This is a genomic window from Dokdonia pacifica (genome assembly GCF_900188275.1).
In the GTDB taxonomy this organism is placed as follows: domain Bacteria; phylum Bacteroidota; class Bacteroidia; order Flavobacteriales; family Flavobacteriaceae; genus Dokdonia; species Dokdonia pacifica.
On record NZ_FZNY01000009.1, the window covers coordinates 117,026 to 133,792 of the forward strand.

General features: G+C 37.0%; 8 protein-coding genes. All 8 read left to right on the top strand.

The genetic code is table 11. The features are described from left to right. The first annotated feature begins 70 nt into the window (after window positions 1-70). The 8 genes from CHB80_RS21565 to CHB80_RS21600 all read left to right on the top strand — a co-directional run bounded on the left by CHB80_RS21565 (window position 71) and on the right by CHB80_RS21600 (window position 16,464). On the top strand, window positions 71-2,467 hold the full coding sequence (locus CHB80_RS21565; RefSeq protein ID WP_089373596.1) for a T9SS type A sorting domain-containing protein: 2,397 nt from the start codon (window positions 71-73) through the stop codon (window positions 2,465-2,467). A gap of 213 nt (window positions 2,468-2,680) precedes the next feature. Then, window positions 2,681-7,564 (top strand): M14 family zinc carboxypeptidase, encoded by a 4,884-nt coding sequence (locus CHB80_RS21570; protein ID WP_089373597.1) that lies wholly within the window; start codon window positions 2,681-2,683, stop codon window positions 7,562-7,564. 309 nt (window positions 7,565-7,873) lie between these two features. Continuing rightward, window positions 7,874-11,494: a T9SS type A sorting domain-containing protein gene (locus CHB80_RS21575; RefSeq protein WP_089373598.1), complete on the top strand. Its 3,621-nt coding sequence runs from the start codon at window positions 7,874-7,876 to the stop codon at window positions 11,492-11,494. Window positions 11,495-11,698: 204 nt separating this feature from the next. After that, window positions 11,699-12,187 carry an EF-hand domain-containing protein gene (locus tag CHB80_RS21580; RefSeq protein WP_188476159.1) on the top strand — a complete coding sequence of 163 codons (489 nt, stop codon included), beginning with the start codon at window positions 11,699-11,701 and terminating at the stop codon, window positions 12,185-12,187. 11 nt (window positions 12,188-12,198) lie between these two features. Beyond that, on the top strand, window positions 12,199-12,972 hold the full coding sequence (locus CHB80_RS21585) for a YHYH protein (protein WP_089373599.1): 774 nt from the start codon (window positions 12,199-12,201) through the stop codon (window positions 12,970-12,972). Beyond that, complete coding sequence (locus CHB80_RS21590) at window positions 12,908-13,573, top strand: toxin-antitoxin system YwqK family antitoxin (protein WP_089373600.1); 666 nt, start codon at window positions 12,908-12,910, stop codon at window positions 13,571-13,573. Before CHB80_RS21585 ends, CHB80_RS21590 begins: the two co-directional genes overlap by 65 nt. A 7-nt stretch (window positions 13,574-13,580) precedes the next feature. Then, window positions 13,581-14,210 (top strand): SCO family protein, encoded by a 630-nt coding sequence (locus tag CHB80_RS21595; RefSeq protein ID WP_229746825.1) that lies wholly within the window; start codon window positions 13,581-13,583, stop codon window positions 14,208-14,210. 439 nt (window positions 14,211-14,649) lie between these two features. Continuing rightward, the gene (locus tag CHB80_RS21600; RefSeq protein ID WP_089373602.1) at window positions 14,650-16,464 is read left to right on the top strand and encodes a BspA family leucine-rich repeat surface protein; all 1,815 of its coding nucleotides are present in this window, start codon (window positions 14,650-14,652) and stop codon (window positions 16,462-16,464) included. Window positions 16,465-16,767 lie beyond the last annotated feature (303 nt).

The window sequence follows — 16,767 nt, forward strand, 5'->3', positions numbered from 1 at the left end:
AGATTCACGACCATAGGGAGAGCATAGCGTTAAAGCGTATAAAAGCCCATAAACTACTAATCCAATAACCATGAAACAAAGCATACTTATTCTTTTTGCCCTATGCGCAATGTTTACAATCAACGCTCAAAACATCGAGCTCTCTTTTGAAAACCCCCAAATCACCAATGATGGCATGAACGACTTTTATGAAGTAGATGTCATGATCACAAGTGATATAACCTATTCTCAAGGATCAGGACAATTCTTTTTAGATTATAATACGACAGCTTTTGGAGAACTTATCAACGGCGCTAGTGGTATTACTTTTGAACGACCAGACACGACCATTTTAGGAGGACAAACCACAGTAGAACCTGTACCAGGATTAATCATTCCTCTTGGGACTCATTACAATTCATTTTTTATCAATGATGCGACAACTTCTAAAGTATCATTCATTTGGCAACAAAATGGAAGTGGCGGAATGATAGGAGATAATATTGTAGCGAATACACCTACGCTATTGGTACATGTGAAGATGCAATTTTTAGATGGCGCATCAGATGTATCTCCAGACCTTTGCTTTGATGCTACTAATCCGTTTGATGATCAATTCTTTACTGCTTGTGGACCATTTGATCCACTAGTAGGATTGACATTTGTCAATGCAGATTGTATCAATGAAGCGGGAAGTCAAATTTTGAATTATACACCAGACTGTTCTGGAGCTGCTTTACCAGTAATGGCCTGCCTAGGAGGTACAACTACTTTTGCCATTCTAGATGGATGGGACAATGGAATGCCAGATGCGACTATGGTTGCCGTGATTGCAGAAGATTATGACACTTCTATATCTGGAGATATCAATGCCTGTGAACTTATAATTAATGAGATGGTAACCCTTACTGTAACTGATGGGAACTTCATCAATATTCAAAATGATATTACTGTAAACGGAACACTGACGGTAGCTCACCAAGGAAGTGTGGTACAAGTAGAAGAAGATGCGGTAACCATCAATAACGGATCGATTTCTGTAGCGAAGACCACTCCGACACTGGATGATCGTAATTTTGTCGCCATGAGTAGTCCTGTGACTGCTGAGGCTAGAGATAGAGCCTATGGAAATTCTAGAGCCGTATTTAGTATCATCCCAAGTAACTTTGTACCTTTTGATATTGACTTAATGGCATTCCCAGAATTTATGGGGGCTGAAAACTTCCTTGATGATGATAATGATTATTTACTACCTGTCTCAGGAAGTACAGCGTTGCCTGATGCAGGTATAGGACAACTCGTATTCCCTCAGCCAGCTCCTAATGTAGGGGATGGTGCCTATACCATTACCTATACACAAAATGCTATGAATCCAGGGACTCTAAACTCAGGAACGATTACCGTTCCTATTAACTATAATGGTCCTGCGACAATTAATAACTATAACCTTTTGGGAAATCCATATGCATCAGCTATTGATGTGGAGGCTTTTATCAATGCTAATGATGCGGTGAATGAAGTATACTATTGGGATCACTTAACCAATCCTACAAGTGACTTACCAGGGTTTGGAACCAGTAACTTCTCTATGAATGATATCTCTGTTCGTAATGCACTCCTTGGAGTGGCTGCCGTGAATGGAGGAGCAGCGCCTGGACAATTCATGGCTTCTGGACAAGGCTTTGGAATCAAAGCAGCACAAACAGAAGCAGGTGCAAATACGCCTGTGGTATTTACCAATAGTATTCGCGTTACTGGAAACAATAATGGGTTTAGAAATGCTGAAAATAGTGACATCGATAGAATTTGGTTAAACCTTACTACAGAAGCGTATGAAGAAGCAACTTCGCAAACAGGAATTGGCTTCACACCTAATGCAACACCAGGATTTGATCCTGGATATGACAGTCCGCGTTTAGGAACATTTATCTCTTTATTTACAACGCTAGAAACAGGAGAACAACTTTCGATTCAAGGAAGAGAAGCTTTTGATACGGAGATAGAAATTAGCTTAGGATTTGCAACTTCGGTAGAAACTCAGGAAAGTTATGCGATTAGCATCGATCATTTGGAAGGAGTGGGTATTGAAAATGCAACGGTATATTTAATAGATAACCTTACCAATACCACAACCAATCTAAATGAGGGTAGATATTCATTTACAGCAACAAGCGGCATTCAGCCAGAACGTTTTACGGTGATATTTCAAAAACGTGATGTATTGAATACAGACGAATTTAGCTTTCGCGAAAGCGTAACCCTCTACCCTAACCCAGCAACAGATGCGTTTACACTTTCATATCTAGGAACTGAGATGCTTCAAAAAGTAATCATCACAGATGTGAATGGAAAAATAGTGATGAGGGTAAATTTAGACACATTTAATAAGTCGAAAATAATTGCTATTCAAGAACTAGCAAGAGGAATGTATTTTATACAAATAGATTCACAAAAAAATACCATTGTAAAAAAGTTTTTAGTGAGATAATATACGTTTTATAACTGGTAGAGGTTGAGCATTCCATTTTGGGGATTGAACGCTCAATGTAAAGGGGCTTCTTTAGAATTTTTAGGAGTTCCTTTTTCTCTTTATAGAATTCAACTATTAAAACTACGCATTCATAAACAACTAACTACGAGTGGCTTTATTCTATTTCATTTATAGAGCCTCATCATATTTATTAATTTAAAAACCAATCCCATGATTCGTAAACTACTATTTGGAGGGCTATTTCTATGCACTCTCAACTTGCAAGCTCAAACGACTCAAGCTTCCACAAATAAAAGAGTGAAAATCCCAAATATTACCACCTCCCAAATGACCGCTCTCAGCAATGCAGGTATCGATTTGAATTGTGGTATTCATCAGGATAACACAGGTATGACACTAGAACTAACTCCTTATGAGCAAGAACTAGTGCAATCATTAGGGATCAACACACAAGTTCTTATAGCTGATCTATCTACTTTTTATGCAGACAGAGCCGTTGCTGGTATTGCAAATGCAAAAACAACCCTCGCTGCTATGAAAGCACGTATTCCTGAACAGGCAGCCCAACGTTCTAGTATTGTCAGTGAGAGTATCACAAATGTAGGGCAGTATATAGGCGAAGATGAAATTGATTGGGCCATACCTCAAAACTTTAATTTAGGAACGTATGCAGGATCATTAACACTAGATGAAGCCCTTGCAGAATTAGATGCGATGCGAGCACTATATCCTCATCTAATTACCGCAAAAGCAGCTGCTGCCACAGAAACAACTATTGAGGGTAGAACGGTATATTACGTAAAGATTTCTGACAATCCTGATATCGATGAAGATGAACCAGAGACCTTATATAATTCATTATTACACGCAAGAGAGATTGCTACATTAATGAATCAGTTGTATTATATGTGGTATCTATTAGAAAATTACGATACCGATCCTGGTATTAAGAATCTCTTAGACAATCATGAGTTATATTTTATACCTATTGTCAATCCAGATGGATATCAATTTAATATAGATAACAATCCAAATGGCGGAGGTTTACAACGTAAAAACCTTAGAATAACAAGTAATTGCGGTGGAGATAATGATGGAGTTGATTTAAATAGAAATAGTGGTTACTTCTGGAATAATGGCGGTGCTTCTTCCAATCCTTGTGTACAAGATTATAGAGGGACAGATGCTTTTTCTGAGCCTGAATCACGTATCCTAAGAGATTTTGTACTAGACCGAGATTTTAAAGTGGCATTAGATCATCATGGATATAGTAATATTCTGTATCATTCGTATTCTAGTCTTGATGCTCCAACAGGTAGAGAAGATGAGTTTGCTCAATATAGTCATGACATGAGTTATTACAATAGATATGGGTATGGTGCTGTTACAGAAACAGGGCCGCCAGTAGCCAGTGGAAGTCATATAGATTGGTTATTAGGTGGAACGATAGCTGATGCAACTGGATCTACTGGGTCAGGAAAAAACATCCTCGGATTCAGTCCTGAAAATGGAAGTTTAAATGAAGGTGGTTTTTATCCAGATCCTTCCAATATTCTTCCAATATCCCAACGTGCCATGCGTATCAATCTCCTTGCTGCTTATTACAGTGGTAAATATGCAAAGTATAAAGACTTAACGCCCTCCAATCTTTCTAATACGACAGGGCAATTACATATTGGCATCGAATATTTAGGGCAAACCCTATCCCCTATTACGGTAACGGTAACTCCCATATCTGAAAATCTTATCAGTATAGGAAATGCGCAAACTGTGAACCTGAATACCTTAGAGCAAACTACATTAAATTTCCCATATACATTAGATCCAACGATAGCAGCAACAGATCTTATCGAATATGAAGTGACCGTAGCAAATGATGATTATACGTTATACAAAGCGGTGGTTCAAAAAAGCTATAACTCCGTTGTATTCTTTACAGATAATCCAGATATTGATGGACTAAACAATTGGATCTCTAATGGATGGGTCACAACAGCTGATGCTTTTTCTGGAACAACCGCACTTACAAATGCTTCAAATAGTTATGGAAACAATGCTTTTGAAACACTCACCCTAGCAACTCCAATTGACATTTCTACAGCAGAGCAAGCTGTCATACAATATTATGCAAAATGGGATATAGAGCGTGATTTTGATTTTACACAAATAGAAGGTTCTATAGATGGAGGCGCTACTTGGATTCCTTTAACAGGTAGATATACAAAACCTGGAAGTACGCTTGACACCAATCCATATAGTCAAAAATCAACTTCTAATGAAGTACATCAACCAGATGAAGAACCTCTATACGATGGAGATATGCAAGATAAATGGTCTTTGGAAGAGATTGTTATAGATGCTTCAAGTAATAGTACACTTCAAGGAGCCTCTAGCCTACTCATCCGATTTGTATTTGACTCAGATTCTTCAAATTTAGACAGTGGATATACAACCACTTTTGATGGATTCACATTTGATGATTTTAGTGTCACCTCAACCATTCTAGTCCCGCCAGCATCACAAACAATTACATTTCCTGCGATTGCAGATCAATTGACCACAGCAGCACCAGTTACATTACTAGCAACTTCAAGTTCAGGACTTACTATAAGTTATGAGGTGATCTCTGGGCCAGCAACCGTTTCTGGATCATTACTAACGCTTGATGGTACTTCAGGCACTGTCATTGTAGAAGCTACACAAGAAGGGAATTTATATTTTGAACCTGCAACATCTGTATCAATTAACTTTATGGTTAATGAACCTGCTTGTGCATTAGAAACACCACAAAACCTTACGGTAAGTGCTATTACAGATGAAGGTGCTACGATACAATGGGATGCAACCAATGGAGATGGATATGAAGTACGCTTTCGCGAAAGCATATACAGCGATTTTTCACCACCATTTAATGTTACAAACACACAAATAACATTTATCAATCAGGATCCTGAGACAAGTTTTGATGTCAAAGTGAATAGTGTGTGTAACGATGGATCGATATCACCAGATAGCGCTATTATATCCTTTACAACACTACCTCTTCCTATTACATATTGTCATGTTACAATTAGTGATGATAGTGACGATTTTATAAGTAGGTTTGAACTCAATACCATAAACAATAATTCTGGAGGTCAGACTTATAGTAACTTCACGGCGATTTCTACAGATATTGATACCTATAGAACGTATCCTTTTACCATTGAACCTACATGGACAGGGTTTCCGCTTCCTCAAGGATATGCCATATGGATAGATTATAATCAGGATGGTGTTTTTGATGATGCTACAGAACAAGTATTTACACAATCACCTACAAATGCAACCTCTATCACTGGAAGTTTTGCAGTACCTCATGATGCGCTTTTTGGGCCTACCCGATTACGTGTAGCGATGCGTTTTAATGATATCCCTGTGAGCTGCGGCAGTTATGACTATGGAGAAATAGAAGATTATACCGTTGTGATTTCGGAAGGGTTCCCAGATACAGAAGCACCTACAACGCCAACCAATCTTACAGCTTCTAACATCACAGAAACAACAGCTATCTTATCTTGGAATGTGGCTACAGACGCCATAGGTGTGACAGAATATACAGTGTATCAAGATGACGTATCTATTGCAACTGCGATAGATACAACATATACGGTTGTTGGATTAGCTCCAGAGACCATCTATGATTTTTCTGTAACCGCAAGTGATCTCGAAGGTAATGAGTCAAATCAAAGTACTATAATACAGGTAGAAACACAAGTACAAGCAGGTGCTTGTGTAAACGGTATCGAATCATTTCCGTATACATTAGGTTTTGAAAATGGCATTGACACGTGGACACAAAATACAGATGATGACATCGACTGGACAATAAGAGCAAGTAGCACACCTTCTGGAGGAACAGGTCCTCATACTGCCATTGAAGGTTCATACTTTATCTATACAGAAGCTTCTGGTAATGGCATAGGGTATCCAAACAAACAAGCGATTCTCACGTCTCCGTGTATTGATTTAACAGGAAATCCTGAAGCATATATAAGCTTTCAATATCATATGTATGGTACTAGTAATAATCTAGGATCTCTTGATCTGGAAGTAAGTATTGATGATGGAATAACTTGGACATCTATTTGGGGGGAAACAAAAAATCTAGGCGGCCAATGGAATGCAAAAATTATTAGCCTAGATGCCTATGCAGGATTACCTATCTCGTTACGTTTTAATAGAATCACAGGTAGTGATTTTAGAGGTGATGTAGCTTTAGACGACATTGCTATTCATCAAGGAGCAATACCCACAGCTCCTCCTTGTGATACAACAGAAGACGACTTCCCTTATAGAGTAAGCTTTGAAATCGATTTTAATGATTGGACTCAGAGCGATGCAGATGATATTGATTGGAGAAGATATTCTGGAAATACACCCACTGGAAATACAGGACCTAGTAGTGCTAGTAATGGTATTGATTACTTATACGTAGAAGCATCTGGTGCTTCACATAAACAAGCGATATTGAATTCTCCTTGTTTTGATTTAACAAATTTAAGTACACCTACTTTTAGTTTTGATTACCATATGTATGGTAATAGTAATTTTGGAAGTATTGCACTAGAGATAAGTGCGGATGATAGTGACACTTGGGTAGAACTATGGTCTCTTACAGGAAATCAAGGAAATCAATGGATTACCCAAACGATAGATTTGACAGCTTATGCTGGACGTATTGTAAAATTACGTTTTAATAGAATCTTAGGTGGTCATCGTAGAGCAGATCTTGCCTTAGATATTTTTGAACTTAATGAGGCGCCTTTGTATACTAATACTAGTGTCACTCCAAGTAGGTCACAATTTACTACGATAGAAACTCCTATCAATATCTCGTTATACCCTAATCCTGTAAATAATGGAATTCCTATACAAATTCAATCTCCAGTAGCTGTGAGTTTTGATGTATATACCGTAGAAGGAAAACGAGTATATACAGGTTCAAATACAGAACGTTTTATACCAACACAACAACTTAAAGCGGGTGTGTATTTTGTTCAATTTAAAGATGAAGAAAACATCGTAACGACAAAACGTTTTATTGTAAAATAGGTATGAATAGTGCAATCTAACAAAGACACTATAGTACAAAAATTGATAATTAAGTAGGTTCTTAGTGAGGTACTATAGAGAATGTGAAGGAGGCTGTAAAAAGCCTCCTTTTTTAATGCGCTATTTTTTAAATAGACAGATTGCCCTACATATGGCTTCGTATAAAAAAATCTATGAATTCATAGATTTTTTCTTGTATGCAGAATTCATAGATAACAAATAAAACATACTAAGATATATTGCAGTGTTATAATCTACTCCCCTTAAAACCATCAAACTAACAAAACCAATTCGACAACTTATAACATTATGAAACAAACAGTACTCTTTATAGCTTTGATTTTATGGGGATTTACAATCAACGCACAAGCACCTAATGACGAGTGCACAGATAGAGAAACCATCACAGTAACAACCAGCGATTTTTCCGAATATACGATAGATACTTCAACGGCTACTGAGAGTATTGATGCATCCTGTAACACTGCTAGTAACGACAACTTAGACGTTTGGTATGAATTTACCATGCCCGTAAATGGAAATCTACGTGTCACTAATATTCCATCAACTGTGAGTATTACGCTTTTTGATAGTTGCGGAGGAAGCGAAATTGCTTGCTTTAGTAATGACGGATTTATTTTTAATTTACAAGAAGCTACTGATTATGTGATGAGGGTCGCTGAAAACTCGACGTTTGCAGGTACTGTCAATTTTAGAGTACAAGCCTTTGAAACTGCTACCAATGATGAGTGTGTAGATAGGGAGACTATTACGGTAAATACCACAGATGCCCTGGAATATACTATTGATACCGCAACAGCGACTGAAAGTATTGATGCATCCTGTAATACTGCTAGTAACGACAACTTAGATGTATGGTATGAATTTACCATGCCTGTATCTGGAAATCTACGCGTAACGAATATTCCAAGTACCGTAAGTATTACACTGTTTGATACCTGTGGAGGAAGCGAAATTGCTTGCTTTAGTAATGACAGATTTATTTTTAATTTACAAGAGACCACTAACTATGTGATGAGAGTCGCTGAAAATTCGACGTTTGCAGGTACTGTCAATTTTAGAGTACAAGCTTTTGAAACTGCTACCAATGATGAGTGTGTAGATAGGGAGATTATTACGGTAAATACCACAGATGCCCTGGAATATACTATTGATACCGCAACAGCAACTGAAAGTATTGATGCCTCCTGTAATACTGCTAGTAACGACAACTTAGACGTTTGGTATGAATTTACCATGCCTGTATCTGGAAATCTACGCATAACGAATATTCCAAGTACCGTAAGTATTACACTGTTTGATACCTGTGGAGGAAGTGAAATTACTTGCTTTAGTAATGACGGATTTATTTATAATTTACAAGAAGCTACTGATTATGTGATGAGAGTCGCTGAAAACTCGACGTTTGCAGGAACTGTCAATTTTAGAGTACAAGCCTTTGAAACTGCTACCAATGATGAGTGTGTAGATAGGGAGACTATTACGGTAAATACCACAGATGCCCTGGAATATACTATTGATACCGCAACAGCGACTGAAAGTATTGATGCATCCTGTAATACTGCTAGTAACGACAACTTAGATGTATGGTATGAATTTACCATGCCTGTATCTGGAAATCTACGCGTAACGAATATTCCAAGTACCGTAAGTATTACACTGTTTGATACCTGTGGAGGAAGCGAAATTGCTTGCTTTAGTAATGACGGATTTATTTATAATTTACAAGAAGCTACTGATTATGTGATGAGGGTCGCTGAAAACTCGACGTTTGCAGGTACTGTCAATTTTAGAATACAAGCTTTTGAAACGGTTACAAATGACGAATGTGATACGCCTCAAATCATACAAGTACTTCAAGAAACGACCACTGTTATTCCAGCAGATAACCGTGGCGCTACTGAAAGTATAGACGCATCTTGTGACACTGCAAGTTCAGATAATCTAGACCTGTGGTATACTTTCACCATGCCTGTAAATGGAACTGTTGAAATTTCTGCGGTAGCAAGTTCAGAAGGGTTTTCTTTATTTGACGAATGTTCTGGAGAAGAAATAGATTGTTTTTATAACGACGGAAGCTTTTTTGAACTCATTAATGGTAATTCCTATCTCTTACGAGTAAATAAGAGCGCTTTTAATTCTAATGCATTTGACTTTACCATACAAGCTGTAGAGACAGACCCACAACCCTGTTCTGATAGTACTATATGGGATGGAAACAGTTGGTCTAACGGTGTTCCAGACAATACAAAATCGGCATTATTTAATGGAAATTACAATACTATTTTTGAACCTGAAAGCATCAATGCCTGTAGTTGTACTATAGCCTCTGGACGAACCGTAGCAATAGGAGATGGTTTTTATTTACGATCGGTCTTTGATATTACCGTAGAAGGTACGCTTAACGTTGCCAATGAAGGAAGTGTAATACAAGTAGCAGAAGATGCTGTTACTATTAATAATGGATCTATAAACGTCACAAAAACAACACCCGCTATTCAAGCTCGTAATTTTATTGCATTAAGTAGTCCTATGGATGGTGAAAGTAGAGATCAAGTATACGGAAGTTCGCGTGCTGTTTTCGGGATCATTCCTAGCAATTTTGTTCCTTTCGCTATTGATTTTGTGGAGTTTCCAGAATTTGAGTTTGCCGAAAACTTCCTAGATGATAACCTTGATTATTTAGATGAATACACCGGAATTAGAGAGTTACCCGATGCCGGTATCGGATTGCTCGTATTTCCTTCTCCTGAGATAGATTCTCCTTCAGACGCATATAATCTAACCTATAATGAAGGCACACTTCACTCAGGAACTATTACCGTTCCTATCAACTATAACGGTCCAGAAACAACCAATAATTATAACCTTCTAGGAAATCCATATGCATCTGCCATTGATGTAAACGCATTTATTACAGCAAATGATGCCGTAAATGAAGTATTTTATTGGGAGCATATCACAAATCCATCAGGAGATTTACCTGGGTTTGGATCGAGTAACTTCTCTATGAATGATATTTCTGTACGTAATGCATTGGTTGGAATTTCGGCAGTAAATGGAGGAACAGCACCAGGGCAGTTTATGTCTTCAGGGCAAGGCTTTGCTATCAAAGCAGATCAATCACAAGCCATGAGTAATACACCAGTGACTTTTACAAATAGTATTCGCGTTATTGGAAATAATGATGATTTACGTACATCAGAAAATACCAGTACAGATTTACTATGGTTAAACCTAACAACAGCGGCCTATGAAGATGCTACATCACAAACGGCTATTGGTTTTACCCCACAAGCTACACCAGATTTTGATCCTGGGTATGACACCATCCGTTTAGGAACATTCATTTCTCTATTCACCACATTAGAATCAGGAGAACAGCTTGCTATTCAAGGAAGAGAGTCTTTTGATACAGCTATAGAACTTACCTTAGGATTTGCTACTTCGGTAGAAACAGAAGAAACCTATACCATTAGCATTGACAATTTTGAAGGAGTCAATATTACAAATGTGCCTGTATTTTTAATTGATCAAGTGCAAAATGAAATCATCAATTTAAAAGAAAATGACTATCACTTCACAGCACAAAGAGGGATTCAGCCAGAACGATTCCTGATTGTATTTCAAGAGCGTGATGTATTGAACTCTGAAGATATACGCTTTCGCGAAAGCGTACTCCTCTACCCTAACCCTGCTTCAAATCAGGTAACCCTTACCTACGCAGGGCAGGCGCCATTACAAGAACTGACCATCATAGACATGAATGGAAAAATAGTGCGTAATCTCTCGCTGGAGAATTTCCAAAATTCACAAACAATTGACACCAGCAACTTATCGAAAGGCATTTATTTCTTAAACATTCAATCTACAGAAAATACTAGTATACAAAAACTGATCATTAAATAAATCTTCGGGGGGAGATTGAAGATCGTGATCAAGGGAGGCCTAATGGCCTCCTTTTTTTATGCATTATTTTCATTTTCAAAAAATAAGTTACCTGTTAATAATACACACTCACTTAAAAAAGACAGGCATTCACTGAATACTCAACAAAGACATCAAACCTTTTACTTCCTTTATGATCAAAGAAGCAAACAAAACAGTATTCAAATGAAAATAAATAGCAAAAAATATACATTCCTTATCGTATTAGTCCTAGGCATGATGAGTATCTCTTACGCACAGCAAAGAGGTGGTCAAAGACCAGAAAGAGGACAACGCCCAACACCTCCTTCTTTTGAGGAACTATTAGAAAAAATGGATGCAAATGACGATGGAAAATTAGCCAAAGATGAAGTAGAAGGCCCGCTAGCTAGAGATTTTAAACGTATAGATACGAATGAAGATGGCTTTATTTCTGAAGATGAACTTCCAAAAGGAAAACCTGATCGAAAAAGGAGAAAAGCTAACAATAAAGATGGGCTAACACTCACCTCTGTATTTAAAGATATGGATAGTAATGAGGACAAAAAAATTGCAAAAGAGGAAGCAAAAGGAATCATTGCCAAACGTTTTGATGAACTTGATCTTGACAATGATGGCTATATCTCAAAAGTTGAAATGAGTAAAGCATTAAAAAAAATAAATAAGAACAACTAAAATTAAGTGTCATGAAAAAACAAATCACTAAGAACATCATCTATACGTCTCTTTTTCTAGGACTCTTTGCACTTGCCTTTATAGCTTGTGGAAGTGACGATGATGGAGCAACTTCTTCAGACGATGATACAAATATTACTGCACAACTTCATACTGCTTTTGCCGAGTTTGATACTGACGAAACCGATATCTACCTGGATGGATCTGAGGTAGTGATAGAAACTACGGGACTTCCTAACCATACAAGTGTATATTGGGGAGAAGGAAATAGCTTATATATTGAAGAAGCAGACGTTGCATTAACTCCTTCTATCATCCCAAATTTTGATGCATCTACAACCTTACGTGTTTCGGCAAGTCCAACCTTAGCAAGTTCATCTACCTCAACACAATTAGGCGCCATTGGAATTGCAGTAAGCGGTGCAGCTATCTATAATGACCAAGAAGGCAATGGCCCCCTAGATCAAGCTATTGCAAGTTTAGATTATACAGGAGGACATATTGGTCCCTCGGTATATCACTACCATATAGAACCTAAAGCATTTTCAGATGACGATGACGCATTGGTAGGTGTAATGGCAGATGGTTTCTTTATCTATGGAAGAAAATGCAACGCAACTGGCACTTACCCAACAGATCTTGATAGTTCTGGAGGACATGTAGGAACAACGCAACATACCGACGAAGCAGAATATCATTATCATATTATCAATGAAGTATATGCAAATCAATATTATATCATTTTTGCAGGCGATTATCAAGGAAGCCCAAGCACCTTTAATTAAGAGAGGTTTACTCTTTCTGGTCTTTTTAAATCTATACGCTTGCGCGAAAACAAACAAAGAAACAATCACCGTTTCTGAGCAACAGATCGTATATAAAAAGATTAAAGAAATAGAAATAGCTAAAGATGCGCTTATACTCCATCCTGAAAAAGGAATGTGGTATTATCAAGATAGCCCGTATAATGGATATGCAATACACTACGACACAAATGGAAACCTAAGAGAACGCATAGGGTATTTTGAAGGTAAGAAAGAAGGGGTTGCCAAAAAATGGTTTGAAGATGGACAACTTCAAAAAACTTCTTATTACAGCGCAAATAAATTGTATGGAGAAGAAAAAATCTGGTGGTCCAATGGAACCATCGCTGCACAGTTAAACTATAACAACGGTTATAAAAATGGCACACAACAAAGATGGTATGCAAATGGTCAAATCTCTAGAAAGACCCATTATACCTTAGGAAAAGAAGAAGGAATACAACAAGCCTGGCTTGAAAATGGAAAAATATATATTAATTATGAAGCTAAAAATGGACGTTCTTTTGGGTTGCGAAAAGCAAAACTATGTTATGCTTTGGAAGATGAAGTGGTACAGCGTTAATAACATCATGCTTGTAATACTTATACTTTTAACTTCATGTCAAAACAAAGAAAATACGAGTAGAGTGGCACAACTCCCCTACTACCAAGATGCGCTTTTCACCCCAGTTTGGCTAGACAAAGAAAGTGACCAATTACAAGAGTTTCATAAAATCCCTGAGTTTAATCTAGTCAATCAAAATGGAGAGACTATCACTCAAAATACTTTTGCAGACAAATTCTATGTAGCCGATTTTATATTTACAAGTTGTCCAGGTATTTGCCCACAGATGACAGAAAATATGACCGTACTTCAGGAGGCATTTAAAACCGATACAGAGGTTATGTTATTATCACACTCGGTAACACCAAAAATAGACTCTGTCTCTGTTTTAAAATCCTATGCAACAACTAAAGGAGTCATAGATTCAAAATGGCATATTGTGACAGGTGATCGAAAACAAATCTATAACCTTGGAAGGAACTATTATTTTGCAGAACAAGACGTGGGATTAACTAAAGATGAAGATGATTTTTTACATACAGAGAATTTTGTTTTAATAGATAAAAACAGGCACATACGTGGTATTTATAATGGATTAAACACACAAGCCATAGAACAACTTATAGCAGATATACATACACTTAAACTAGAATAAACTAGGGTTTACAAGCATATTTTAGCACCACAAAATATGTGTACTATGGGGCTATCTGAAAAGTAACTTTATACGTCATTCTGAATTCATTTCAGAATCTCATCAAAATAGTTAGCAATCTAATGAGAAACTGAAACAAGTTCAGTTTGACAAAAATCACATCTTTTTAGACAGCCTCATTTATAAAAAAATGATGAGATGATGAGTTAGCAGATTTGTTTTTTAGAAGAGAACTATTGATGATTGATGGTACATAGATAGTTCTTAAAGCCGAAGTAGGATTACTTCGGCTTTTTTTATGAATATACACGATTAGATTGCTCGAAAACCATAATTATAGTATTGATTATACGTACTATTACTTATAAAATACGTATTGACTCGTATTTCATACCTACTACAACACCCCTATCTTTCGCCCAAGAAACCAAATCATATAATGACAAGAAAAATTTCTATCCTACTAAGCTGTTTTTTTGCACTGCTATTTGTAGAAAATATAATTGCTCAAGTTCCACCTTCGGGTCTTATTCCATTTGTATTTAAAGTAAAAACAGACAATGCTGGAGACTCTTCAAATAATCAATTTACCATTCCTATAAATAGTAACCAAACCTACGATTATGATGTAGATTGGGAGTATGATGGAGATGTTCCAAATTATGAAGACGTAAATGTCAGCGGGAACATAACCCATATATACGACTCTCCTGGAACTTATACGATAGCTATCATTGGGGTTTTCCCTCAAATCTTTTTCAATAATAGTGGGGATCGTTTAAAGATTATTGAGGTAGTACAATGGGGAACAAATCAATGGACTTCTATGGAAGGGGCTTTTTATGGATGTGAAAATTTAGATGTTACAGCAATAGATGCTCCAAATTTAGATGATGTAACCTCTATGAGAGCCATGTTTCGTGGGTGTACAAATTTGATAGGAACAGAAAGTTTCAATACTTGGGATGTAAGTCAGATAACAACCATGAGGGATATGTTTGCCTACGCTCGAAATTTCAATCAACCACTTAATCATTGGAATGTTAGCGAAGTAACATCGATGTCTTCAATGTTTAATGGTGCTACCATTTTTAATCAAGACCTTACCTGGAATGTCTCAAAAGTAACAGACATGAGTGGTATGTTTTTTTCTGCACGCGATTTTAATGGAGATATTACAGAATGGAACACAAGTTCTTTAGATTTCATGTTTAGTATGTTCTGGGGGGCAACAAATTTTAATCAAGACATTGGCAATTGGGATGTGAGTAGTGCACGATATATGTCATACACATTTAGATTAGCTTCTTCTTTTGATCAAAACCTTGGGAATTGGGATATTACTAATGTTAGAAATATAGGATCAATGTTTAGTGGTGCAGGTTTATCTACTACAAATTATGATCTTACATTAATAGGATGGGCTACAGACAATAGTGGGCTCGAAGCTGATGGAGAAGATGACATTCCAACAGCGCTTACTTTTCACGGAGGGAATAGTCAATATTGTGAGAGCGAGACTAAAAGACAAGAATTGATAGACATTTATGAATGGGAAATTGAAGACGGTAACTTACATCCCAATTGTGGAAACATTGAACTGAGTTTAAAAGTGTATTTACAAGGAGCCATAACAAATCCTCATATTGGAGAAGAACATCTAATGAGAGATGATCTGCGAGTAGCAGGAGTACTTCCTATAACAAGCCCTTATACAGATAATGCTACAATTGACCCTATTGTATTAAACACATCAGGAAGCGATGCTATTGTAGATTGGGTCTGGATAGAATTACGAGATGCAACTGATCAGAACTTGGTTATTAATGCACAATCAGCATTACTACAACGTGATGGAGATGTCGTAAGTACAGATGGGACTTCGGAGCTAGTATTTTTAAACACACCTGATGATTACAGTATCGTAGTTCAACATCGTAATCATTTAGGAATCTTAACCAATAGTGTTATGTCACTTGCCCTTGATACGTATGTTGACTTTACGTCAAGTAATAGTTTAGTTACTGGAGGAGAATTAGCCTTAATCAACATGAATAATGGAATTTTTGCTATGTATGCGGGAGATGCAAATACAGATGGAAACATCCTAAATACAGATATTAATAATGCAATCTCTGTATCAGGAAATATTAATAGTTATTTAGGAGCAGACGCCAATATGGATGGAAATGTTCTCAATACAGATATCGTGCTCTTTATCCAACCTAATGCAGGACGTATTCAACAATTTTAAAACTATAATATTCTGATTACTCCTTTTATACGCTTTCAAGGAACTGTAAGTGACGAAGAAGTTTATACTGAGCGAAAGTCGAAGTGCGAAAGCGTGTTTCTAAAACCTTTAGGCTGGTTCACAATAGCAGGGAGAACTGAGCATTAAAGCGTAAATGAAAAACAAACACTACATATTCAAAAAAGTATAGCGAACTCATAAATAAAAGGCTGTCTTAAGTTAGAGAGGGATAAAGTTTAATTGTCAGCCTGTACCTCCTTGTCAACAGGCAAGGAGGTTCTTTCAAAAAAAAGAAAACACACT

What these genes read in the sequence shown, in the direction of transcription:
- CHB80_RS21565 (WP_089373596.1), top strand. Translation starts at nt 71, where the DNA reads ATGAAACAAAGCATACTTATTCTTTTTGCCCTATGCGCAATGTTTACA.
- CHB80_RS21570 (WP_089373597.1), top strand. Translation starts at nt 2,681, where the DNA reads ATGATTCGTAAACTACTATTTGGAGGGCTATTTCTATGCACTCTCAAC.
- CHB80_RS21575 (WP_089373598.1), top strand. Translation starts at nt 7,874, where the DNA reads ATGAAACAAACAGTACTCTTTATAGCTTTGATTTTATGGGGATTTACA.
- CHB80_RS21580 (WP_188476159.1), top strand. Translation starts at nt 11,699, where the DNA reads ATGAAAATAAATAGCAAAAAATATACATTCCTTATCGTATTAGTCCTA.
- CHB80_RS21585 (WP_089373599.1), top strand. Translation starts at nt 12,199, where the DNA reads ATGAAAAAACAAATCACTAAGAACATCATCTATACGTCTCTTTTTCTA.
- CHB80_RS21590 (WP_089373600.1), top strand. Translation starts at nt 12,908, where the DNA reads ATGCAAATCAATATTATATCATTTTTGCAGGCGATTATCAAGGAAGCC.
- CHB80_RS21595 (WP_229746825.1), top strand. Translation starts at nt 13,581, where the DNA reads ATGCTTGTAATACTTATACTTTTAACTTCATGTCAAAACAAAGAAAAT.
- CHB80_RS21600 (WP_089373602.1), top strand. Translation starts at nt 14,650, where the DNA reads ATGACAAGAAAAATTTCTATCCTACTAAGCTGTTTTTTTGCACTGCTA.